At 62.4% G+C, this 22,917-nt stretch carries 17 protein-coding genes; 5 read left to right on the forward strand and 12 right to left on the reverse strand.

Features of this window, described 5'->3' with window-relative positions; translation table 11 throughout:
- Window positions 1-58: 58 nt before the first annotated feature.
- Both I6L49_RS13175 and I6L49_RS13180 read left to right on the forward strand, forming a co-directional pair.
- Entirely contained in the window at window positions 59-1,255 is a 1,197-nt protein-coding gene (locus I6L49_RS13175; protein WP_216949706.1) for an amino acid aminotransferase, read from the forward strand.
- Window positions 1,256-1,429: 174 nt separating this feature from the next.
- Window positions 1,430-2,362, forward strand: coding sequence for a LysR family transcriptional regulator (locus I6L49_RS13180; RefSeq protein WP_216949707.1), 933 nt, complete (start codon window positions 1,430-1,432; stop codon window positions 2,360-2,362).
- Window positions 2,363-2,425: 63 nt separating this feature from the next.
- Here I6L49_RS13180 and I6L49_RS13185 read toward each other — a convergent pair whose 3' ends face one another.
- From I6L49_RS13185 to I6L49_RS13210, 6 genes are all read right to left on the reverse strand, one after another.
- On the reverse strand, window positions 2,426-2,749 hold the full coding sequence (locus tag I6L49_RS13185) for a DUF1820 family protein (RefSeq protein WP_005340296.1): 324 nt from the start codon (window positions 2,747-2,749) through the stop codon (window positions 2,426-2,428).
- Window positions 2,750-2,887: 138 nt separating this feature from the next.
- Window positions 2,888-3,775 (reverse strand): YjjW family glycine radical enzyme activase, encoded by an 888-nt coding sequence (locus I6L49_RS13190; RefSeq protein ID WP_216949708.1) that lies wholly within the window; start codon window positions 3,773-3,775, stop codon window positions 2,888-2,890.
- 10 nt (window positions 3,776-3,785) lie between these two features.
- A complete protein-coding gene (locus tag I6L49_RS13195) occupies window positions 3,786-5,312 on the reverse strand; it encodes a YjjI family glycine radical enzyme (RefSeq protein WP_216949709.1) in 1,527 nt (508 codons plus the stop codon).
- A 122-nt stretch (window positions 5,313-5,434) separates the two neighbouring features.
- Window positions 5,435-5,770, reverse strand: a complete 336-nt coding sequence (locus I6L49_RS13200) for an AzlD domain-containing protein (protein ID WP_005340292.1) — start codon at window positions 5,768-5,770, stop codon at window positions 5,435-5,437.
- A 1-nt stretch (window position 5,771) separates the two neighbouring features.
- Window positions 5,772-6,479 (reverse strand): AzlC family ABC transporter permease, encoded by a 708-nt coding sequence (locus tag I6L49_RS13205; RefSeq protein WP_005348822.1) that lies wholly within the window; start codon window positions 6,477-6,479, stop codon window positions 5,772-5,774.
- Between the two features lie 120 nt (window positions 6,480-6,599).
- Entirely contained in the window at window positions 6,600-7,079 is a 480-nt protein-coding gene (locus tag I6L49_RS13210) for a murein L,D-transpeptidase family protein (protein WP_042084254.1), read from the reverse strand.
- Window positions 7,080-7,358: 279 nt separating this feature from the next.
- Here I6L49_RS13210 and I6L49_RS13215 point away from each other — a divergent pair, with 279 nt between their 5' ends.
- Window positions 7,359-10,526, forward strand: a complete 3,168-nt coding sequence (locus I6L49_RS13215; protein WP_216949710.1) for a S41 family peptidase — start codon at window positions 7,359-7,361, stop codon at window positions 10,524-10,526.
- A 15-nt stretch (window positions 10,527-10,541) separates the two neighbouring features.
- On the opposite strand, the gene I6L49_RS13220 is transcribed toward I6L49_RS13215, so the two are convergent.
- Window positions 10,542-11,840 (reverse strand): ferric reductase-like transmembrane domain-containing protein, encoded by a 1,299-nt coding sequence (locus I6L49_RS13220; protein ID WP_216949711.1) that lies wholly within the window; start codon window positions 11,838-11,840, stop codon window positions 10,542-10,544.
- Between the two features lie 305 nt (window positions 11,841-12,145).
- Between I6L49_RS13220 and I6L49_RS13225 the strand changes: the two genes are divergently transcribed.
- The gene (locus I6L49_RS13225) at window positions 12,146-12,379 is read left to right on the forward strand and encodes a hypothetical protein (RefSeq protein ID WP_194495323.1); all 234 of its coding nucleotides are present in this window, start codon (window positions 12,146-12,148) and stop codon (window positions 12,377-12,379) included.
- Between the two features lie 144 nt (window positions 12,380-12,523).
- On the opposite strand, the gene I6L49_RS13230 is transcribed toward I6L49_RS13225, so the two are convergent.
- From I6L49_RS13230 to I6L49_RS13250, 5 genes are all read right to left on the reverse strand, one after another.
- On the reverse strand, window positions 12,524-12,844 hold the full coding sequence (locus I6L49_RS13230) for a hypothetical protein (RefSeq protein ID WP_194495258.1): 321 nt from the start codon (window positions 12,842-12,844) through the stop codon (window positions 12,524-12,526).
- Window positions 12,831-14,081: a poly-beta-1,6-N-acetyl-D-glucosamine synthase gene (gene pgaC / locus I6L49_RS13235; RefSeq protein WP_216949712.1), complete on the reverse strand. Its 1,251-nt coding sequence runs from the start codon at window positions 14,079-14,081 to the stop codon at window positions 12,831-12,833. The genes I6L49_RS13230 and pgaC overlap by 14 nt, the downstream gene beginning before the upstream one ends.
- Window positions 14,078-16,036, reverse strand: coding sequence for a poly-beta-1,6-N-acetyl-D-glucosamine N-deacetylase PgaB (pgaB, locus tag I6L49_RS13240; protein ID WP_216949713.1), 1,959 nt, complete (start codon window positions 16,034-16,036; stop codon window positions 14,078-14,080). Before pgaB ends, pgaC begins: the two co-directional genes overlap by 4 nt.
- On the reverse strand, window positions 16,036-18,420 hold the full coding sequence (pgaA, locus tag I6L49_RS13245) for a poly-beta-1,6 N-acetyl-D-glucosamine export porin PgaA (RefSeq protein ID WP_254127476.1): 2,385 nt from the start codon (window positions 18,418-18,420) through the stop codon (window positions 16,036-16,038). The genes pgaB and pgaA overlap by 1 nt, the downstream gene beginning before the upstream one ends.
- A gap of 571 nt (window positions 18,421-18,991) precedes the next feature.
- A complete protein-coding gene (locus tag I6L49_RS13250; RefSeq protein WP_216949715.1) occupies window positions 18,992-20,836 on the reverse strand; it encodes a M3 family metallopeptidase in 1,845 nt (614 codons plus the stop codon).
- Window positions 20,837-21,112: 276 nt separating this feature from the next.
- Between I6L49_RS13250 and I6L49_RS13255 the strand changes: the two genes are divergently transcribed.
- Window positions 21,113-22,795 (forward strand): methyl-accepting chemotaxis protein, encoded by a 1,683-nt coding sequence (locus tag I6L49_RS13255; RefSeq protein WP_216949716.1) that lies wholly within the window; start codon window positions 21,113-21,115, stop codon window positions 22,793-22,795.
- The last annotated feature ends 122 nt before the right edge of the window (window positions 22,796-22,917 follow it).

The following is a 22,917-nucleotide window of genomic DNA, read 5'->3' on the forward strand; positions in this document are numbered from 1 at the left end:
TGATGTCCAGCCCGGCTGACCGCCGGTTTTACTGGACAGTCAATTTCAAGGATCCCCCATGTTTGAACACGTCGATGCCTATGCTGGCGACCCCATCCTGACGCTAGTCGAGACCTTCCACAAAGACACCCGCGAGCAGAAGGTGAACCTGGGGATTGGCCTCTATTACGACGAGCAGGGGCGCATTCCGCTGCTGCCATCGGTGCAGCAGGCCGAAGCCCAGCGCGCCGCCGCCCCGGCGCCGCGCCCCTACCAGCCGATGGAAGGCGCCGCCAACTATCGCACCGCAGTGCAACACCTGCTGTTTGGTGCCGACCATGAAGCGGTCAAGGCGGGACGTATCGCCACCATCCAGACCATCGGTGGCTCAGGCGCGCTGAAGATCGGCGCCGATCTGCTCAAGCGCTACTTCCCGACCTCCGAGGTGTGGGTCAGCAATCCCACTTGGGACAACCACAAGGCGATGTTCGAGGGGGCCGGCATCAAGGTGCATGACTACCCCTACTACGATGCGGCCACTGGCGGCGTGCAGTTTGATGCGATGATCGACTGCCTGAGCAGCCTGCCGGCCAAGAGCATCGTGCTGCTGCACCCCTGCTGCCACAACCCGACCGGGGTGGATCTCTCCCGTGCCCAGTGGGATCGGGTGATCGCGCTGGTGGTCGAGAAGAACCTGATCCCCTTTATGGATATCGCCTATCAGGGCTTCGGTGACGGACTGGAAGAGGATGCCTACGCCATCCGCGCCATGGTGGCCGCCGGCGTCAGCTTCTTCGTCAGCAACTCGTTTTCCAAGAACCTCTCCTTCTACGGCGAGCGCTGTGGTGGCCTGTCGGTGATCTGCCAGGATGCCGAAGAGGCGAGCCGGGTGCTGGGTCAGATGAAGGCCACCGTGCGTCGCAACTACTCAAGTCCGCCCACTCACGGTGGCCAGATCACCGCGGCGGTGATGAGCCAACCCGAGCTGCACGCCCTGTGGGTCGATGAAGTGACCGAGATGCGCACCCGCATCAAGGCCATGCGCCAGAAGCTGTTCGAAGTGCTGAGCGCCAAGGTGCCGGGCCGCGATTTCAGCTACTTCATCAACCAGCGCGGCATGTTCAGCTACACCGGCTTCTCCCCGGAGCAGGTTGACAGACTGCGCGAAGAGTTCGCCGTCTATCTGGTGCGCTCAGGCCGCATGTGCGTGGCGGGCCTCAACAGCCGCAACGTCGACTATGTGGCCGACGCCATGGCGGCGGTGCTCAAAGGCTAATCCGCATCAGCCCCGCTTTGGCGGGGCTTTTTGTCTGTTGCGTTCGCAGTCACCTCTTGATGGGTCTGCTCACCCTCCCCCTGCTGTGAGAGAATGCCAGCAGGTCACGCTGTATCGTACTGATTCAGAGCCTGTCTTTTCATCCGCTTATCTTTATCCACTTCAGGAGCCACTATGGGTCTGATCGCTCTCTCTAGGCTGGGAGGTCGCCATCTGGTCACCCTGCACCTGCTGCTTGACAACCAGAGCGTCACCCGCACCGCCGAGCGGCTCTGCACCACCCCTTCCACCGTCAGCAAGACCCTCAACCAGCTGCGGGATCTGCTGGGGGATCAACTGCTCTACCGTCAGGGTAACCAGTTGCTGCTCACCCCCATGGCCGAGCGACTGGCGCCCACCCTGCACCGGCTGTTGGGGGAGCTGAACGGCCTCACTCGCCAGAACGCCTTCAACCCGCAGCAGTGGCAGGGCAGCTTGCGGCTGGGATTGCGCGAAAGCGTCATGACCTGGCCGGTGGGCCCTATTCTGGGTCAGCTGATGAAAGAGGTGCCGGGCATGGTGCCGGAGATCTGGAACAAGGATGAACAGGGGCTGGAGGCGCTGGCAGCGGGCAAACTCGACTTCGTGATCCTGCCCCATGACCAGAGCCAGCCGTTGCCGCGCCAGCCCGGGCTGGTATGGGAGACCCTGCGGGAAGAGAAACTGGTCTGCCTGCTGCGCAAAGACCACCCCGCGCTGGCCAAGCCCTGGGATCTCGATGCCTACCTGAGCTGGCGCCATATCGCCATCCGGGATCAGGAGCTGGCTAACCCCTTCTTCGAGCAGAGCCTGGCCCAGCAGCAGGTGCGTCGTCAGATTGGCGCCACCCTGCCCGATTTTGCCAGCGCGGCGGCCCTGCTGCCCCAGACTGATCTGATCCTCACCGCCATCGGTGGCTGGGCGGCCTGCATGGCCAGTCAGCCGGATCTGGTGATACGTCCGGCACCGTTCGATTACGGCAAGGTGAGTCACAGTCTGGTCTGGTATGGCCCGGCCGGTGATGGCTCGGCCCGTCACTGGTTCCGCCAGCGGATCCTGCAACTGGGTCGCGAATTGATTGAGCCCTGAGCCGGACGACAACGAGAAGAGATTGATGTTTCACCGCGGCGAAACATCAAGGGCAAGCAGGGACTAGGGACGTTTGGTATAGATGGGGCTGGGGAAGGAGGCGACGTTGCTGCCCAGATCCGTGATGCGGGCAGCCCCCTGCTTTTTCACCTGATCGATGCGCAGCACCTGATGCATGGGAATAAGAGTCTGGCGCACATCGGCAAATTCGCTCTTGAGCTTCTCGTGACTGGGATCGACGATAAGCGCCGTGTGGTTGTCCCAGACAAAGTCGGCAATTTCGATAAAACCGAACAGCTGGCCCTGATTGACTTCGCGCACATAGACTTCGTAGCGCTCACTGTGGCAAATAAACTGAACTCGATATAACGCCTTGCTTTCACTCATGATTATCTGTCATTGAGGGGTAAGAAGATGGCCATTATTCTAGCCGCCGTTCTCGCCCCATCCAATAGACAGAAATCACAGTTGCGGCCTTTCCATGCCGCACCTCACGCGATGACGGTCACCGGATGACGCAGCCACTCAGCCCATCAAGGCAGGCAGTGAGACCGGCCCCAATCCCGCTGCACGCAAACGGCTGGCCAGCTGTTCCAGCTCGGTTTGATGAGCCTCTGGCCATTGCGCAGCCGCCCCCCGCACCCCGTGGTGGCGAAAGCCGTTGAGCCGAATCGGCACTGCGCCGAGCTGACGCAGAAAATCGGCGAGACCGCGATCGAGCCTCCCCTCTGCATCCAGAAAATCGCTCTTGCCCGGCACATGGAGCAGCCGCAGTTCGGTCAGCTTGCCGTGGCGTGCCAGCAGTTGCAGCGACCCTAGCACCCGCTCGCGACCATAGCCGGTCAGGGTGTGATGCACCGAGTCACGCCACCCCTTGAGATCGAGCATGGCGCCGTCGAGCACCGGCAATAACCGCTGCCAGCCGGTTTCGGCCAGTGAGCCGTTGCTGTCGAGCAGGCAAGTGAGATGGGTCAGATCCGGCGCGCCCTTGATGGCAGCAAACAGCGCAACCACAAAGGGGAGCTGGGTGGTCGCCTCACCGCCTGAGACGGTAATCCCGCTCAGCAGTGGGCCGTAGCGGCGCAGCAGGGCCAGCACCTCGGCCACCGTCATGCTGGCCGTCTTGGGATTGGCACTGCGCGGGCAGGCATCCAGACAGGCGTCGCAATCGGTGCAGAGCGTTGCCTGCCAATGGGTCTTGCCCTCACTCAGGGTAAGGGCGCCACTCGGGCAGACCGCAAGGCAGTCGCCACAATCGTCGCACAGCCCTATGGTGTGCGGGTTGTGGCAGCCGGGGCAACGAAAGTTGCAACCCTGCAGAAACAGCACCAGCCGGTTGCCCGGCCCGTCGACACAGGAGAACGGCAGCACCCTGCTTACCAGGGCGCTGCGTGTTGGCAAGACATCAGCCATCGGTGCGAACTCAATACTCGCCGATAGTCGATTCGTGGGCGACCACTCGCGGTGCCCGCTGACGAATGGCGGTCACTTCACTCGCCTCGGCACCGAGACAGGTGGTCTGCAAGCGCGACCCTTCTTCTGCAAAACGAGCTACGTCGCTCTTGCGGATCATGTAGCCGGTCACCCGCACCAGATCGCTGTCGGCCACGTTGGCGGTGAACTCGCGCATACCGATGGCGAGCGCCCCCTTGCAAAGCTGCAGCAGGGCCTGCGGGTTCTGACGGATGGTGGGATCCAGCGTGAGGATCTCGCTGATCCCCGAATGGTAATAAGTGTGGTGCGGCGCCAGCGCCAGCACATGGCTGGCCGGATCCGGCTCATGCCCGTAGGGAATGCGCACCCCGGGGGTAACAGCCACATCGATGCTGAGGCCACCTTGCGAATGCAATAAAGCGCGGCCACCCCAGGCATGGGTCTGCTGGGTCGTGGTCACATAGGCGGAGAGCTGGGCCGAGATGCGATAGCCAAGCTGGTTCGCCTCCTCGCCATGGCCGTAGCGATCCGGCAGATTCTCTTTATCCATCAGGATATTGACCGCTTCCGCCATGCCGTAGATGCCGAACATGGGGACGAAGCGATCCTCATCCAGCAGCCCCTCTTTCACCAGGAAGCTGTCGAAGAAACCGGACTCATCGTGGAGGAAGGCGGCCCGCGCCTCGATCAGCTGGGAGGCCAGACGGCAGTAGTGGGGCAGCAGGCAGCCGAGGAAGTCATCGATCCCCTGACACTGCTCGGCGACCCGCTTGAGGGAGATCCGCACCAGGGTATTGGCGCCACCCGCCTGCGGCAGGGCGTTGTAACAGCTGACGATACCAAAACCACGAGTGTCGAAGGTATCGCGGTGGATCGGGTAGTTGGCGATGTGCGGCTTGCTGCACTCGGCGATGTTCTTCACCGCCTGCAGCAGCAGATCGTCCGGGGTCTGCTCCGGATCGTGGAAGAAGGTGAGGTTCGGCGCCACCTGCTTGAGCTCGTTGTCGATGCGCAGGATCAGGCGGCAGATCCGGTTGTCATCCGGCCCGATGTTGACGTGCATGAAGGCGTCCGGCAGCACCCTGTCCAGATAGACCCAGAACCCCTTCAGCTTGCGATAGAGGGTCTCGTCATCCAGTTCGCCGACAAACGGCAACAGCAGATGGTCGAGCCGCCCCAGCCAGACCGGCATGCCGGTGACGGAGGGGACATGGTGATAGAGGATGCGCAGGGCGTTGAGCGCCTCATCGAAATCCTGCGGCGCCGCCAGCTCCAGCCAGGCAGAGCCCTGAGTCAGGAATTTTTCATAGTCCGGCAGCACATAACGTGGCTTGTAGGGGGCGTGCCCTTCGAACATGTCGCAGATAAAACCCTGCTCCATCGCCTCGGCGACTGCGGCAGGCAGGTCGGGGTAGGGCAACGCATTCTCGGCGGCCAGCGCCAGCGCGTGGCTCTTCTGGGCGGCGGAGAGATGGGGATCGCGCACGATGCGCTGACAGGTTTCGATCAAAGACATGGGACACTCCTTCACGGATAGAGCCCATATCCTTACCATTTGCAGGCTTTTTTTGAAGTGACATTCATGACATGACGGATGTCGAATAATGACATCCATTACACAAGATCACGGCTCGCGCTTCACCAAGGCAAGAGCTCGGCTATGCCTCCCAGCCAGCGCAGCAGAAAGAAGCCCCCCATTCCGCCCACCACCACAACCAGAGTCGGCAGCCGCAACAGGGTCAAAAGCATCACCCATAGGGTGGCAGTCAGGTAGTCAGGATCCCAGTCAAGACCTATCCCCGGCTCGTAGCTAAAGACGATGGGCAACCAGATTGCAGTCAGCACCGACTGGGCCGAGAAGCCGAGAAACGCCCCCATCTCTGCACCCGGCTGATATCGGGTCAACCGAGAAAAGAAAGCGAAGCGGTTGAAAAAGGTGATCAGGGCCAGCAGGCCAATCATCAGCCAGCTCACGCTACCTCCTCATCCGGTGCAGCACATAGCCCACCACCATGCCAGCCAGAGCCGAGACGATGATGTGGATCTCCGCCAGCAGCGGCTTGGTAAGCAACGCTGTGCCGCCGCTCACCAGAGTGGCCGCCACCATGGGCAAGTTTTTCATGGCGGGAATGGTCATGGCGATGAAGGTGGCCGCGATGGCAAAATCCAGCCCCATGCTGTCCAGTCCATCGATGTACTGACCGGCCGCGATGCCGAGCAGGGTCGCCAGATTCCAGAACAGATAGAAGACGAATCCCGCGATGAGCGCGTAGGCCGGATCAAAGTGGCCGCTGCGCTCCCGGTCTTTCAGCGCCACAGCGAACATCTCATCAGTCAGGAAAAAAGCAAGGCTGGCACGCCAGCGCAGGGAGAGCGGCAATACGTCACGGCGGAAGGTGAAGCCGTATAGCAGATGCTGGGAAGTGATCACCATGGTGGAGCCCATGATGGGCAGCAGGGGCGTGCCCGCCCCGAACAGGGTCGTGGCCGAGAGCTGGGCGGCTCCGGCGTAGACCAGCAACGACATCAGCTGAGCCTGAAGCGGACTCAGCCCTGCCTGCAACGCCAAAGCGCCACACAGGATCCCCCAGGGGATCACCGAAATGGAGAGCGGGAGCATATCCAGTGTGGCACGCCACCAGAGCATCCCCGTTCGCTCGGGCACGCTCGTTACTGACATCATGTGATCTTCCTTGTCACAGCCAAAGCGAGCCGAAAAAACTAGCACGGGACAGCAAGCGCTGTCACGTCATCACTGGCGGGAAATAAAACGCCCGCGGAGTCGCGGGCGTGCACAAGGGGATCAGGGCTCGATGACGATGGGCGTACCCGGGTCAATAGCGTCCCACACTTCATCCAGCTCGTGGTTGAGCATGGCGATACAGCCGTTGGTCCAGTTGGAAGGCTGAACCCTGCGGTTGCCAATACTGTTGCGCTGGCCGTGGATCATGATCATGCCACCCGGACGAACACCCAGCTCATTGGCGCGCTTGATGTCATCCAGGTTCGGATAGTTGATATGGATGGCTTTGTAGTAGCCGGAATTGGTCTTCTTGTAGTCGAGGGTGTATCGCCCTTCCGGCGTACGCTGATCCCCTTCCTGCTGCTTGTGCCCCTTGGGCGCCGGGCCCAGAGCAATCCAGTAGCGCTTCAGTTCTTTGCCATCCTTCATCAGGGTCAGGCTATAGGTCGACTTCTTGACCACCACCAAATCGGCTTTTTCGGTAAAGGCAAAACTCAATGCGGGCCAAAGCCCCAACAAACACAGTAATACGGCTCTCATTCCATCCCTCGACAAGCCTCTGGTGCGGGCTTTTCTTGTTACCAGATCATCTGAACGATGCCCGCCGAGCGGCGAGCGAGCGCCATGATATTGGATCGCCATCAATACTCAATATGCCCGGCAAAACATATCTTGCCGCAGCCAGGCCATCTTCCTTGAACGCCGTCATTTGACATTGGTAATTAATAGTTAAAACAACAAGATACCAAAAATTATCGCGCTGGCACCCGGGGCAATGATCGGCGAAGATAACACTCCACTCCCCGACAGGATCATGCCATGCGCTCTTCGTGCCGCCTCGCCACCCTGCTGTTCTCGCCACTCCTGCTCTGGCTGCCCGCCAGTGTCGCCGCCGATGCACTCTGGCTGCGCGAGCCCGCCCTCTCCCCCGATGGCAAGCAGCTTGCTTTCACCTGGCAGGGGCGCATTTTTGTCGCCAGTGCCGAGGGTGGCCCCGCTACGGCGCTCACCGGCAGCGACTACCTGAGCCAGCGGCCAATCTGGTCACCGGATGGCAAACAGCTCGCCTTTGCCGCCAATTTCTACGGCAACGAGGATGTGTTCGTGGTACCCGCCAGCGGCGGCGAGATGGTGCGCCTCACTCGCGATTCGCGCACCGATCTGCCGCAAGCCTTCAGCGCCGATGGCAAACGACTGCTGCTGAGCAGCCAGCGCCTGGGCGCGCCCGATGCCGACCATTTTGTCGCGGAAGGCTACCAATGGGGCGAGCTCTACTGGACCCCGATCACCGGCGGCACCTTGCAGGCCGATCTGCCGCTGCCTGCGACCCTCGCCCGTCCCCACGGGGAGCGGCTCGTCTACCAGATGCCCGCGGCGGATCAACCCTTTCGCAAGCATCAGCACTCGTTCGCGGTGCCCCGTCTCTGGCTGTTTGATGGCAAGCAGCACAAGCAGCTGACCGAAGATCGGGTGGCGGCCACCGATCCGGTCTGGAGCGACAAGGGAGATACCCTCTTTTACCTGAGCGAGCGCAGCGGTGATTTCAACGTCTGGTGCCGGGATCTCGCCAGCGGCAAGGAGCAACAGCTGACCCACTATCAGGGCCATCCGGTGCGGGGGCTCAGCGCCTCTCGCAGTGGCGATCTGGTCTGGTCATGGCTGGGCGAGCTCTATCGCCTCGATGCCGGTAGCAGCGAGCCACGCAAGCTGACCCTCACCCCGCAAGTGGCGAGCGCGCCGGATGAGGCGAGCGAGACCCTGACCCTGGCAGACGAAGCGCTGGTCAGCGAAGAGGCGGATGAGCTGATCCTGGTGAGCGAGGGCAACCTGTTTGCCGTCGACCCCGAGCGGGAGCGGGTGCGCCAGCTGACTCATGACCCGAGCGAGCAGTCCAGCCCCCTCTTCGCCGAGCAGGGACGCGCCCTCATCTATCTATCGGAGAAGCAGGGGCACGCCGCCCTCTATCGCCTGCGCAAGGGAGAGCCGGATCTGCTGTTCAGCGATCCCGGCACTTTGACCGAGAGTCTGCTGCTGGCCATTCCCGGCAAGGGGATCAGCCGTCCGGTGCTCTCCCCCGACGGCAAGCAGCTCGCCTTCGTGGTAGATGGCCAGGCCATCCACCTGCTGGACCTGGCGAGCAACAAGCAGCGGGAGCTGGTACCTGCCAGCTTCAACCCCTCGCGCCACGAGGTGCATCTCGCCTTTGCTCCCGACTCCCGCCATCTGGCGCTCACCTTCCGCCCCGATGCGGCAGAGCAGGAGATCGCGGTGATCGACACGGCCAATCCCAAGGCCAAACCGGTCAATGTCAGCCTCAACGGCTATCAGGATGGGCAACCGGTCTGGAGTCAGGATGGCGCCATCCTCTACTGGCAATCGACCCGGTTTGGCGCACTGGGGCCCGATGGCGAGCCCCTCGTCACCAACCTGCTCGGCATTTACAGCAGCCGCGCCGCCAGAGCCGATGCCATTGCCGAACTGGAGCCGCCGAAAGGGGGATACGGTTTTGAGAGCGATCGTCTCAACCATCGCGAAGCGCTGCTGCTGCAACCCACTGGCACCCTGCTTGCCAGCCGCATCATCGGCGACCAGCTGATCTATCTGGTGGAGGAGATGGGGGTCAACAGCGAGAGCGAGATCAAGGGCTACAGCCAGGACCTGCGCAAGGGCAAAACCAGCGAACTGTTTGGCGAACAGCCCGGCCCAGCGCTGGCAAGCCTCAACCAGCAGGGCACCCTGGCTACCCTGGTGCGCGATGGGGAGATCACCCGGATCCACCTCGACTCCGGCGAGGCCACCAGCGCCCCCTTCGCCTTGCAGCCCACCAGCCGCTGGCAGGAACGCATGACCGCCGCCTTCGATCAGATCGCCCGGCTCACCCGGGACGAGTTCTATCTGGACGACATGAACGGGGTGAACTGGGATAGCTATGTCGCCGCTTACCGCCGCCTGCTGCCGGGCATCGGCAACCCGCGGGACTTTGGCAACCTGCTGGCGGAGCTGGCTGGCGAGCTCAATGTCTCCCACACCTGGGGCAGCGGCCCCGCCCCCTTCCCGCGCATGGCGGACGAAACCGCCAGCCTGGGCGGCTACTGGCAGGATAGCGAGCAAGGGGTGATGCTCACCGCCCTGCTCTCTGGCGGCCCGCTGGATCAGGAGAGCGATATCGCCCCGGGCGCCCGCCTGCTCGCCATCAACGGCGTCCCGATTGCCAATCTGGCCGAGCTGGATCGGGCCCTCAACCATCAGGCTGGCGCCCGGCTTGCCCTCACCTTCCTGCAGGAGGGCAACAAGCAAACTGACGAGGTGGTGCTCACCGCCATCGACAAACAGCAGGAGTACCAGCTGCAACAGGATCGCTGGATTGAGAAACGGCGGGAGCTGGTGGCCAGCCTGAGCGGAGGACGAGTCGGCTACGTCTATCTGCCGGCGATGAATAGCGAGGTCTACGATGCGGTGGTGGCGGATGCCCTCGGCAGACAGCGCAATCGCGATGCGCTGATTGTCGATGTCCGCTTCAACAGCGGCGGCTATCTCGCCAATACCCTGGTGGAGTTTCTGACCGGCAGCGGCAGCACCAAGGGGATGGCCAGCAGCTGGCCCCGTCAGGGCAAGGGGGAAACCGACGCCGCCACTCGCCAGTGGACCAAGCCTTCGGTGGTGCTGGTGAACGCTGGCAGCTACTCGGAAGGCTCCGCCTTCCCCGAGTACTACCGCACCCTCAAGGTCGGCCCCATCGTCGGCGATCCGGTGCCCGGCACCGGCACCATGGTCTACAGCCACGACTCCCGGCTAATCCCGGGCCTCTCCTACGGCATTCCGACCCTGGGGCTGCGCAAACCGGACGGCACCTTCTACGAGAATCAGGAGCTGATCCCGGATCTGCAGGTGCCACTCACCCCCGCCGACATGGTGGTCGGGCGCGACCCGCAACTGGAGGCGGCAGTACAAGCCGCCCTCAAGCAGTTGCCAGCCAGCGCCAAATAACGGCGCCCATCAAGCTCAACGAAAGCGAAACAACTCGCGATGCAGATGCCCGTCCGGCAACAGCCGGGTCAGGGCATCTGCCATCCCCTCCGGCCCGCAAAACCACACTTGCTCGGGCGCATCCTGCGCGATGCGGGCCAGATCCAGCCGCCCGGCCGCCTTGTCCAGATGCAGCTGATAACGCACACCGGTGCGATGACAGAGCTCGACCAACCGCTGGTGGTAGACAGCCCCCGCCAGATCCGGCGCGCACTGGATCAGGGTGATCCCCTCGCAGCGCTCTCCACGGGCAGCCAGCCCCTCCAGCCAGGCAACAAACGGCGTGATACCTATCCCGGCCCCCAGCCAGAGGGCTCTACCTCCCCCTTGCGGGGCGACAAAGGCGCCATAGGGGCCGGTCACCACCACTCCATCCCCGGCGCGCGCCTCTGCCACCAGCTGACGGGTATGATCCCCGAGCGCCCGCACCGCGATCACCAGCTGGCGCCGATCCGCCGACACCCGCACCAGGGTAAAGGGGTGCGGCCCCTCCTTGGCGTCAAATTCGAAAAAGGCAAACTGACCCGGGCGGTAATGGGCGAGCGGCCGCTCCAGCTGCATGGTCAGCTCGCAGGTCTGATCCGCCAGCGTCCGCACCGCAACGACCCGGCCGGGATGGCGCTTGCGCGCCCCCACTTGCCCCAGCAGGGAGTAGAGGGCCCCGATAGCGCCGATCCCGCCGATCAACCAGATCGCTACCCCAACAGGCGTCATGGCTCCCACCTGAGGCAGCAGGCAGAGCCCGTGCCCCCACCCCGCCAGATAGATGAGCGGCGCCAACCGATGGATCAGCCGAAAGCGGCCATAACTCACCAGCGCCAGCAAGCTCACCACCACCAGCGCGATCAGCAGATAGAAACTCCACTCCCCCAAGGTATTGCCAAGGGCATGGAGCGAGATGCCATTACCTGCTCCTGCACCAGCTGCGGCCGCGCTGGCCCCACGCCGGGCGGGACGGCTCAGCCAACCCGCCGAGACCGCCCACTTGGGCGCCTCCACCAGCAGCCAGTGAGCGGTCAGTGCCAATGCGCCGCCGATGGCCGTCTGGCGGTGCAATCGCAACATCCGGTCCAGACCGCCACACCACACCTCCAGCCGCGGCAGACGCAATGCCAGCAACAGCGAAATGGCCATATAGGCCATCCCCAGCAGGCCCGTCAGCAGCAACATCTCATGGCGCCAGGGCCACACCCCGTTGGCGTCCCCCGCATAACCCAGCCACCAGACTCCAACCGCCAGCAGCGGCAACAGCCACCACACCCGTTTACCCGTCATAACATGCTCCCTGGTTCCATCGCGGCAGGGCCTCATCCCTGCTCATGGCTCCATTACAACCCCGTCCGGTCACAAGACTTTGCCAGAGGGGGAAGCTTGTGTGGCAATGTGTGACAAACGGCAACAGCAGAGGGGCCCGCCGGCCCCTCTGGTCACCCTTGCTGACTGGCCCTCTCTTCATGGGGAATAGTGCAAAATCCACCTCTGCCGTGATTGACGATCTACCTGCAAAAGGAATCAAATGGGGACGACACATATCTGCGGCGGAAACCCTGCTGCCCACCTTCCGGACAAGGAGCTCCCCCTTGCTTTCATCCACCGAACAACGCGTCTGCTCAAGCTGTCAACGCGAGACCAACCATGTCGTGGTGCTGGTCGACAAATCCTTTGGCCAGCAGCTGACCCCGGAGCAAAAGCGCAAAGCCTTTATCAAGGACTTCATTACCGGCTGGGCCGCCGGCCCCTTTCTGGCCAACATGGATCGCTTTGAGCGCCACGCCATCTGTGAAAATTGCGGAAATAAAGTTATTGATGAATGAAAAATTAGGGGAAAAACGACTGGTTTTGGGAGTGTCGGCGACATCGCTATGGCAAACCGGCCCGGAAAAATGCTCCGGATACCCCGCCCGTTTCGCTGCCCGTGACCGGTAATAAAAAGTGAGGGGCCGACCGGCCCCTCATGATTACGGCGCTTTTGAGGCCGTTCGCTTGCCCACCAACCGGTGCAGCAGCCTATTGTATTTTGCCCAGGAGTGGATCAGCAGGAAGATGCCGAACAGCAGGGCCAGAAACAGTTGTCCCACTTCGATGGCATCCAGCGAGCCGATAAAGCTCTCATCCTCCTCCGCCTCCGCCTCCAGATAGTTGAGCCAGGGTTGCAGGGCCAGAAAAATCCAGCCGACCCAGGTCACCAGCAGGATCAGCAGATCCCGCAGCCGATACTTCCAGCTGCGCCGGGTACCGTTGCTGATGATCATCTCGTTCGCCAACTTATGTTTTGTCACGGAACGACTCCCCCCTGTCAGGACTCTCCCACACCGCCAACTGGCCACGACGACGCAGGATCGCCTTGGGCACCGCCACCACCACGGTCACCAGATTGAGCAACCAGTAGATAAGCGGATACCAGACGCACCAGATAAAGCTGCGGGCCATGCGCTTGTCGTAATGGTTGTCGATAAGGATGCTGACCCCGAACTGCACCAGACAAATCGCGGTCATCATCACCCCGCTCCACTGGAACAGGTGGCCCACCGCCAGTCCGCTCACGTCAGGCTCAATCAGCCAGATCAGCGCCAGCAGCAGCATGCTGTAGCACCAGGCAACACTGGAGAGATACTCCAGCAGCAGCAGCCAGAAGCGGCGGTTGCGCCAGCGCATCGCCTGCAACCCGTAGCGCAGAAACACCTCGGCGCCCCCCTGTGCCCAGCGCAGCCGCTGCTTGTAGAGACCGCGTACCGTCTCCGGCATCAGCACCCAGCAGAGCGCCTGCGGCTGATAGTGGATGAGCCAGCCGGCCAGCTGCAGCTTCCAGCTGATGTCGATGTCCTCGGTCACCATGTCATTGCTCCAGCCGCCGACCGCCTCGACCGCCTGCTTGCGAAAGGCCACCACCACTCCGGAGACGGTGAAGACGGTGCCGTAGATCCGCTGGGCCCGCTTGATGAGGCCGATGATGGAGCTGAACTCGCCGGTCTGGATCTTGCCGATGATGGTGGAGCGGGTGCGGACCCGCGGATTGCCGGTGACCGCCCCGACCCTCGGGCTCTCGATGAAGTGCTTCACCATCCAGCGCACCGCGTCATAGTCCAGCACCGCATCCCCGTCGATGCCGACCAGAATCTCCCCGCTGGCCACCGCCAGCCCGTTGTTGAGCGCCATCGCCTTGCCCTGATTGTGCTGGTGGAGCACGGTCAGGCGCGGATCCTGCTGCGCCAGCCGATCCAGCCGCGCACCTGTGTCGTCCTTGCTGCCATCGTTGATGGCCAGCACCTCAAAATCGGGATAGCGCTGGCGCAGCAGGTGGCCAATGGTCTCCTCGACATTGGCCCCCTCGTTGTAGCAAGGCACCATCAAGGTCACCCTGGGGTAATAGGGGAGCTCCAGCCCCCGCTTGGCCAGCGCGATATCCCGCCGCTCCCACTGGAAGTAGTAATAGAGACCGCCACAAACCCACACCATGGCCATCAGACTGGGATAGGCCAGGGTAAAGATGGCGATCCCTTCCAGAAGCGCCGTCACCGCATCGCCTCCCCGTGGGTGGCCGCAGCGCCGCTGACAGCAACCGGCGTCACCGGCAGCTGGGCCGGCTGAGGCTGGGTCTGCACCGAGAAGACCGGTTTGAGCACCGCCGGATCCGGCTGGTTGTTGTGAAAATCGTCCGGGTAGTAGCCAAAGTTGGTCACCCCCTTGCGCTGGATGATCTCCATCCAGCGCGCCAGCTCGGCATCGGGGATGGGCTGGTCGGTACGCCAGTTGCGACTCTGCAGCTCGAACACCAGCCGATTGGCCGGTACCTGTGCCAGTGAATCTTCCGCCAGCCTGGCCAGCCACTCATCGGGGTTTTCTGCCTGCTCCATATAGGGCATGGCCATCACGGCGGTGTAGTCATAGGCCTTGGCAAACGCCGCCATGCTCTGGGCAAACCACTGCTGGGATTGCGGCTCGGTCACCAGCGCCGCATAGATGTTGCGGGCAGTCTTGAGACCGTCGGCTCCCCCTTGCCGGTAACGGGCGGCGGCATCGCGCAGCGCCATGGTGAAGTCGATCAGCAGATCGGTCTTCTGCTCCCCCTGCGCCTGCAGCGCATCCGGGGTGCGAGCCAGCGGCATCGGCCCCTCGTAGTCGCTCAGGAAGGCATCGTCATGGAACAGCAGGCCATCGAACTTGGTGTAAAAACCGAGATCCTCGTAGATATCCAGCAGCAGCTGACGGCTGGCAGGATCCCAGGGCGAGAGGCGCAGATACTGCCCCTTGGCCGGAGCGCCGGTACGGCTGTCGGTAACATAGGCATGGTTCGGCCCCATGTCGTAGGCCATCACCGGCATCCAGGCGAACACCTTGACCCCGGCACGGGTCTTGAGCTGCCAGGACACCCGGTTGAAGAGATCCGCCTTGACCGGCATATGACGGTTGGGGAAATAGAGCGCCTCCGCCACCCCGTCTCCGTTGTCATCGGCATAGGCCTGCAGATAGACGGTGGTGATGCCGTAACCCTTGATCCGGTCCAGCAGCATGTCGATGTTCTTGTTCATCTGCTGCGGATCCTTGTCGTAGACATAGTCCAGATCCACGTGCACCAACCGCTCCACCTGCCGCTCCCAGGTGTTGCCCCCCATGATCTCGTCCAGGGTTTCGAGGCTGGTGTCCTCCTCCAGCAGATAGCGGCGCACCGTACTGCCCGAGTCACTCAGCTTGTTGAGCCCTTCCGCCAGGGTGAAGGTGTAGGGCATCCCCGCCGCACGGGCGAGATCCAGCGCAGTCTGATTGAAGGCGCCGTAGGGCCAGACCAGGATCCGTGGTGCCCGACCGGTCTGCTCCCTGAGCTGGCTGGTCGATGCGTCGAAGTCGGCTTTTATCCGGGCACGATAGTCCGCCATGCTCTCGTAGCCATTCTGGCTCCAGCCTGCGGTGGTAACCGCCGGCTGCACGTTACCCTGCGGGTTGGCGAGCAGCCCGTAGTGGGAGGTGAAAGTGTGGGAGGCCAGCTCCACCAGTCCGGAGTCCTGCATCTCGCGGATCTGCGGCCAGCCGACGAAGTAGCTGCGCGGCAGTTTGTCATTGCCGTAGGGGACCATCTTGTCATCAGCCACATCCAGCCAGCTGCCCACCAGCGCAAAGACCGCCGGATAGTTGTAGAGCTTGAGCAGCGGATAGACCAGCCGGTAGAAGCTCTCGTAGCCATCATCGAAGCTGAGCAGGATCGCCTTCTCCGGCAGCGGTGCCTTGCCCGCTTTGGCATCCAGGATCTGCTGGAAGCTGACCGGGTGATAGCCCTGCTGTTTGATCCAGTTGAAGTGGCGGATCAGGGTGTCGCGCCGGATGGTCTGGGGATAGAGCTTGAGGTTGGGGGTCAATTTCAGATCGACGATATCGTGGTAGCAGAGCACCACGTAGTCATCGGGTTGCCGGGCCGCCTGCGTCAGCGAAGGCAGCAGTGCAAGCAGCAAAACGAAAGGAGCAAGCCAGCGTTTCATCACATGAAACTCCATTGCAAATTGGCGAAGATGAAATTTCCGAACTCGGGGTTGCCGTCATAGATGGCCTGACGGCGGCCCAGGCCATAGCCCAGGCTGAGAGCGGGAGAGAGGATCCAGTCATGGCGATAGCTGAGCTGCCACCCCTGATCGCTGCCATAGCCCTGCTGCCAGTAGTGATTGCCACTCATGGTCAGGCTCTGCAGCAAAGAGCGACGACCGTCCAGCGGCAGTCGATAGCGCCCCGCCAGCTCCAGCTCCAGATTGCGATCCTGCAGGGGGTTGAAGTAGTCGACCTCCACCGCCTCGTTGCGTGAGGTGGCGCCGCGCAAGGTGGTATCAAACCACCAGCGATCCCGGCGCCAGAGATCCTGACGCAGCCAGCCGGAGGCCGTCAGCCGCCGGTTGCCATCGCTGATATCCATCCGCTCCAGCCGCAGTGCCCCCTCGCGGGTCTCATCCTGACGCCAGCCCAGATCGAGCTGGTATTGATCCGCGTAGTTGCCACGCGCCAATGCCCGCAGCGGGGTATCGGCACTGTTGAGGTTGATGGCCGTGCCCAGCATCCAGTGATCATCCAGCCGCCAGTCGAGGCGACTCCACAGATAGCCTTTGTGGTTGAGCTCACTGCCCGTCCCCCCCTCCAGCGTCAGCTGCAGCGGGTAGAAAGAAAGCTCGGCCCCCAGCCCGGTATAGGCGGCGCGTTCGGGCTGCTGGTCGAACTCGCCAAAGCTGCCCTGACGACGGACAAACAGCCGATCACCGCCATCCGTGCGAGCGCTGTAGAGGCGGCTGTCGTAGCTCCAGTCACGGCTGGCCTGCACCGAGCCCCCTTCGTTGCGGCCATGGGTCAAGTCGGTGACAAATTGTGGCGCCTGCTCCAGAGCCAGCCGCTGCTGCAACTCCTGACGATCCCGGGTCAGGTTGCCAAGGGTGCGCACGGCCTGCGGCGTGCCCTGCCAGTCGCCCTTGTCGAGCCGGGCGTTGAGGCGACCGGGCTCGGCCAGCACGGTGCGTCCGGCAGGCAGCCAGCGCACGGCCTGCCGATACGCCTGCTCGGCCCCATCGGGATGACCCCGCCAACGGCGGATATCCCCCAGTTGCAGCCAGAGCCAGGGATTGGCTGGCGCGGTTTGCAGCCACGCTTCCAACTGCGCCTCTGCGGCGCCCGCCTGACCACGCCAGGCCTGCAACAAGGTTTTCAGCTGCAATACCTTCTCGTAGTCGTCGTTGGCCATCCGCATGTTGCCGGTGAAATCCCAGCGAGTCGGTGGCTCCTGCCAACCGGCCAGCAGACCCTGTGCCGCACCATAGCGCTCGCCATCCGAATAGGCGTAGAAGCGCTTCTCCAGCAGCCGCTTGTCTTTGGCCCGTGCCGGCGTCGCCAGTTGCTGGTAAATCACGGAGGCCTCATCCACCCGCCCCAGCCCGGCCAGTGCATCGGCGCGCGCCTCCAGCACATAGTCAGGCAATGGCCCCTCGGCCTGCAGCGTAGCGGACTCCCGTTCGGCCCGGGCAAACTCGCCGAGGGCCACCAGCGTCACCACTACATCTCGGCGGGCACTGATATAGAGAACATGATCGTGGGGGGCGCGGGCCAGGATCCGTTCTTGCAGCGCAAGAGTGCGGGTCAGGGAGCGGCGGGCCAGCACCGGATCCTCGGTCTGGGCCGAGATCCGCAGCAGATTGACCGCCTGGTAGTAGTCGAGCCAGAGCCGGTCGACCGGTTTGAACAGCTTGGGGTAACGGCCCATCAGGTCTGCTGCCGCAGGCCCCGCCCCCAGGCTCACGGCTACCCGATAGAGTGCCAGCACCTGTTCGTGGTTATCCGGCTCCAGCTCCAGCCACTGCTGGCGGGCCAGCAGCTCGCCCATGGGATCCTCACCCTGACGGGCTGCATAGATGCTGGCTTCGAGGATCGCCTGATCGCGGCCAAAGTTGGCCTCATATTCACCCGCAGCGTGGCGGGCCAGCTCGCGGTTGCCCTGCTCACTGGCAGTGAGAAACAGCCCGAGCCAGCCATTGCGGTTGGCGGGATCGCGTCCCTGCAGGATGCGGTAATAGCTGATCGCCTCGGAGTAGCGCTTCTCGTCGCGGGCGGCACGGGCCACCCCTTCCAGCGTACTGTTGCTGATGGGGCTGAGCTCGCACGGTTCACAGGCGGCCAACGCCCCCTTGCGATCACCCCGCCACAGCTGCACGGCGATCAGGTCATCGAGCACCTTGCCATCACCACTTTGTCGATAGAGAGCATCCAGCCCATGCGCTGCCGCATCCAGCTCTCCCGCCCGGGCCTTGATCACCCAGGCTTCACGCACTCTGTCCACCTCACTGGCACACACCAGCAGGGGCAACAGCGCCAACATCAAAAAGATGCGATTCATTCGCAACATACCACCCATAACAAACGCTGGTCATATCGTCCCTGCACGACCATACGGATATACACACCCGTCCGCTCCTGCCTGATGAGCAAGAGGGCTTCCTGACTTGTGTGCTGATTTCGAGGGTGAAAGGCGGGCAGCGGCCACACCTTTCCTATGTGCGGCCCAGCCATCTCCGGGCGGAGATCTGAGGCTTTCCGAACCCGATTCACATCGGGAGTGGCAAGGTGGGCGATTTTGCAGTTGTGGACAATTTAGTCAATCCAACAAGATGGGAATGGTTCTCAAAAAGATGAATAGATCAATCTTTATGCACAAAGGTGAGTGCAAAAAACACTATTAACAAAATAAACAAAGATATGAGGCGATAAGGTTCTAAGAGCTTATGGCCTGCTCTGTAGAGACTTGTTCATATGAATACATATTTAATCTGAAATCCGCATACCAAAACCATCATGCGACAGCCTGTGTCATCAGCATTTCTAAAGTCGCACCAGCCAGTCATCGCCGCGAACAGACATCAGAACCACGCCAAGAGTGCCCCCGGCTCAAGAACCGGGAGCATTCCAGCTTACGCAACTGAGGGTCGTGCGCTGTGGCTCAGGATCCACGCTTCGAAGTCGGCCAGCATGCGGGTTTCCGACTCGCTGTTGTCGGCGATAAGCTCGGCGCCGTGTACCACCCGGATATGGGCATCGAGCGGGCTTCCCTCGCCAGCCGCGGGGCGCTGCTGGGCGGCGGCCATGCAGGCTTGCGCCTGTTGCCACGCTTCGGCGGCGCTCAGGTTGCATGCCTCGGCCAGCGGCACTGCGCTAAATCCCTCGCCAGTCAGGCTGCGCAGGGTCTCACCGTGGCTCATGCCGTTGCCCGGCCCCCAGTAGTGGGCGGCCAGATCCGGTCCGATGTGCGGGTTGTCGGTGAGGTAGCCATCCCGTTTCAGGAAAAAGGCGCGAGTCTGCTCCACCGCCATCAGCGCCAGCAGGTAGCCGTGATAGGCGCAGGCCGACTCCTGATTAAGGAGGTGCGGAATGGCCAGCAACGGGCGCGGGCTCTCGACCCCGACAATCTTGCGCTCCCACTGGCGGGCCAGCGCCAGCACCGCCTCGGGGGTGCGCTCGGCCTCATCCATGGCGTAGAGATCCCGTTCGAAGTAGGCCACCAGCGCGATCTGGCGCTCGTTGAAAGCACGAAACGGCTGACGCGCTTCGATCATCTCCTTGATGAGGGCATCGGGAACAGCCTCTCCCGCCGCATTTCTGGCGTAGCGCTTGAGCCAGTCGGCATCGTCCAGCAGGCTGTCGCAGAACATCGACTGGGTCTCGGCATAGGCCATTGAGGTGGGCGGGAACTCCTGTGAGAAGCAGGGGGCGTTGCCAGTGACATTGGCAAAATGCGCGGCATGCCCACCCTCGTGGAACAGGGTGTTGAGGCCGTTCCAGCCGCTGCCCACCTGCGCCGGATCGGCCAGGCTGGTGAAGTTGACCACCGCCGGCACCCACTCCCCCTGTTGGAAGAAGCTCGGTACCGGGCCGTGGCAGAAGCCGTTCTCGTATTTCCCCTCCCGGGTCAGCAAATCCAGGGTCAGGGTCGCCCCGCGATACTGGATGCCGAGCCGGCGGAAACTCTCAACCCAATCCCGCAACGCCCGCGAGAAGGGCACGTAAGGATCGAGCTGGCGGGTCACGTCGCCGCTCACGCTGTAACGCAGGTTGTGGGGCAGCAGGGCCGCCTCGCCCTTGGCGGCCTTCAGCTCGGCCAGACTCTGCTGCAACCGGGCGTCGGTGCGGGCAATAAAGTCGTCGAGGATGGCGAACAGCTGCTCCGGGCTCATCTGCTCGTTCTTGCGCACCTTGTAGTCGAAGTAGTCGCGATAGCCCATGGCGCGGGCAAAGCGGTTGCGGATCGCCACCACCTCGAGAAAACCGTTGCCGACCACCCACTGCTCCAGGGTGTGGAACATGGCGAGCGCGCTCTGGCGCACCGCCTCGTTCGGGCTGGCGGCGAGCGAGGTACTGGCGGCGGGCAGGCTGCCTGCAACCTGCTGGCCCAGCTCATCCAGCAGGGTCAGTTTCAGCCCCTTGCGGCGGGCGAACAGCTCCGCCTCGGCAGCTACCAGCTCATCCATCAGGGCGGCAGCGGCGGGATCTTCAATCACATTGCACTCGAAGAAGGCGATCCAGCCTTGCAGACCGCGCTTGAGATCATCCTCGTCGGCCTGCACCAACATCTCCCGCAATTCGGGCAGACGGGCCGGATTGGCACAAAAGGCCTTGTAGGCCTGCTCGGCCGCGGTGAAACCGGCCTGATCATCGCTGGTGCCCATATAGGTGGACCAGAAGAGACCCTCCTTGCGCCAGTGCACCTGCAGGTAGTCGGCGTTGAGCTGGTTGAAGTAATTCCTGGCAATGGAACTCATAAATTCCCTCTTGTTATGGGGTCACCCGCAGCGGGGCCCACTCCTTTTTTTGAAGAAATGCCAAACCATTCACACTATTTGGCAAAAATTGCGCAGGGATGCGCATCAACACGCTACCAAAAAGTGGGGGTTGCTGTCTGCTGACTATACTGATGTTAAAACGCTCATTTGAGAAAGCTCGGCAAGAGACTGAAAGTAAATGAGTTGTTAACTCTTACGAACTGGCTGCCGCGGTACAGAGCCACATAAAATCAACAGGGAAATGAGGGTTTAGTCATGTTCAAGCTCGGTGATATTACCGTGAGCCGCAAATTGATTTTGCTGCTCGCACTGGCGTTTGTCGGTTTTGTCTCGCTGCTGCTTATCTCGGCCAACGCGCTCCAGCGCAATCTGATGAGCGAGCGAGAGGCGCGGCTCAATGCGGTACTGGAGCAGGCCATGAGCCAGATCCAGTTTCTGGCCAGCACCCTGCCAGCAGAGCAGGCCCAGCAGGAAGCGCGCAAGCTGCTGACCAACACCCGCTTTGATGGCAACAACTATTTATTCGTCATCGACGAGAACCGCACCATGGTGGTTCACCCCATCCGCCCCGAACTGGTCGGCCAGAAGATGGGTGAAGGGGGCGCCGCCACCGCCGGGCAGTTCTGGTATCAGATGGTGGATATCGCCAAAGGGGGCAAACAGGGCACTCTGCAATATGTGTGGGTCGGCCCGTCGGGTGAAACCGCCGACAAGCTATCCATGGTCTCCGGCTATCAGCCCTGGGGCTGGATCCTCGGCTCCGGCATGCTGCTGCAGGATATTCAGCAGACCATCTGGGCCCAGTACATGAAGATGGGTACCGCCACCGCCATCGTGATCCTGCTGATGGGGCTGCTGGGCTGGCGTATCACCCACTCCATCGTCTCCCCCCTCAGCCAGATCAACAGCGCCATGCAGCGGGTCGCCAAGGGGGATCTGGTGGTGAGCATCCCGGTACAGGGCAAGGATGAGCTGGGAGTGGTCGCCCACTGTACCAACCAGAGTCTCGATGCCATCCGTCATGCCCTGCTGGAGGCCAGCCAGGGGGCTCGCAACGTGGCGGATGCCGCCCTGCGCATCGCCGCCTCTGCCGAGCAGACCAATCAGGCGGTGACCAGCCAGCGGGATCAGCTGGCCCAGCTCGCGACCGCCATGAACGAGATGAGCGCCACCATCTCCGATGTGGCCGGACACGCCGAAAATACCGCGCGGGATACCCAGGAAGCGACCGGAGAAGCCGGGCTCGGCAACCGCGACGTTCACGCCAGCGTGCACGGCATCAAGGCGCTGGCCACCGAGGTGGAGCAGGCCACCCAGCAGGTCAACCAGCTTAAAGAGGGAGTGATGCAGATCAGCGAAGTGACCGCCGTCATCAGCGCCATTTCGGAGCAGACCAACCTGCTGGCCCTCAACGCCGCCATCGAGGCAGCCCGTGCCGGTGAGCAGGGCCGCGGCTTTGCCGTGGTGGCCGACGAGGTGCGCCAGCTGGCCAGTCGCACTCGCCAATCCACCGAAGAGATCCAGAGCACCATTGCCCAGCTGCAGCAACGGGCCGTCACCGCCGCCAACGCCATGGATACCAGCCGCAAACTGGCAGAGAGCAGCGTCAACCAGTCCCAGCAGGCGGGGCAGGATCTCACCCTGATCGTCAACCACATCCAGCATGTAAGCGACATGGCGACCCAGATCGCGACCGCCGCCGAGCAGCAGAGCATGGTGGCCGAGGATATGAACCGCAACGTCAGCGGCATCAACGACTCGGCGCTGGAGATGTCCCAGTCCGCCTCGCAACTGGCGCAGGAGAGCGAGTTGCTGGCCGGTCTCTCCCGCAGTCTGGATGAGCGACTTGCGGTGTTCAAACTGGGCAAGGAGTCAGCTGCAGCGCCAATGATGGCTCCCGTATCTCCCCCCTCCGGAGAGCAGCGCGCCCGTCATTGATGGCGTCAATCCGTGTCGCCTTGTCACCCAACCTGCCAGCCAAGCTGGCAGGTTTTTTTTACGTCAGCAACACGCAATCAACATGCATCTTATCGGCATATTCAACGTTAATCGGTGCCATT

The sequence above is a fragment of the Aeromonas sp. FDAARGOS 1419 genome (assembly GCF_019047045.1).
Classification (GTDB): Bacteria; Pseudomonadota; Gammaproteobacteria; order Enterobacterales; family Aeromonadaceae; genus Aeromonas; species Aeromonas veronii.

Bases quoted from the DNA above. Each gene is read 5' to 3' on its own strand.
- I6L49_RS13215 (WP_216949710.1), top strand. From the start codon at position 7,359: ATGCGCTCTTCGTGCCGCCTCGCCACCCTGCTGTTCTCGCCACTCCTG.
- I6L49_RS13185 (WP_005340296.1), bottom strand. From the start codon at position 2,749: ATGAGTGAAAGCAAGGCGTTATATCGAGTTCAGTTTATTTGCCACAGT.
- I6L49_RS13220 (WP_216949711.1), bottom strand. From the start codon at position 11,840: ATGACGGGTAAACGGGTGTGGTGGCTGTTGCCGCTGCTGGCGGTTGGA.
- I6L49_RS13175 (WP_216949706.1), top strand. From the start codon at position 59: ATGTTTGAACACGTCGATGCCTATGCTGGCGACCCCATCCTGACGCTA.
- I6L49_RS13250 (WP_216949715.1), bottom strand. From the start codon at position 20,836: ATGAGTTCCATTGCCAGGAATTACTTCAACCAGCTCAACGCCGACTAC.
- I6L49_RS13205 (WP_005348822.1), bottom strand. From the start codon at position 6,479: ATGATGTCAGTAACGAGCGTGCCCGAGCGAACGGGGATGCTCTGGTGG.
- pgaA (WP_254127476.1), bottom strand. From the start codon at position 18,420: ATGAATCGCATCTTTTTGATGTTGGCGCTGTTGCCCCTGCTGGTGTGT.
- I6L49_RS13195 (WP_216949709.1), bottom strand. From the start codon at position 5,312: ATGTCTTTGATCGAAACCTGTCAGCGCATCGTGCGCGATCCCCATCTC.
- I6L49_RS13190 (WP_216949708.1), bottom strand. From the start codon at position 3,775: ATGGCTGATGTCTTGCCAACACGCAGCGCCCTGGTAAGCAGGGTGCTG.
- I6L49_RS13180 (WP_216949707.1), top strand. From the start codon at position 1,430: ATGGGTCTGATCGCTCTCTCTAGGCTGGGAGGTCGCCATCTGGTCACC.
- I6L49_RS13255 (WP_216949716.1), top strand. From the start codon at position 21,113: ATGTTCAAGCTCGGTGATATTACCGTGAGCCGCAAATTGATTTTGCTG.
- pgaB (WP_216949713.1), bottom strand. From the start codon at position 16,036: ATGAAACGCTGGCTTGCTCCTTTCGTTTTGCTGCTTGCACTGCTGCCT.
- I6L49_RS13210 (WP_042084254.1), bottom strand. From the start codon at position 7,079: ATGAGAGCCGTATTACTGTGTTTGTTGGGGCTTTGGCCCGCATTGAGT.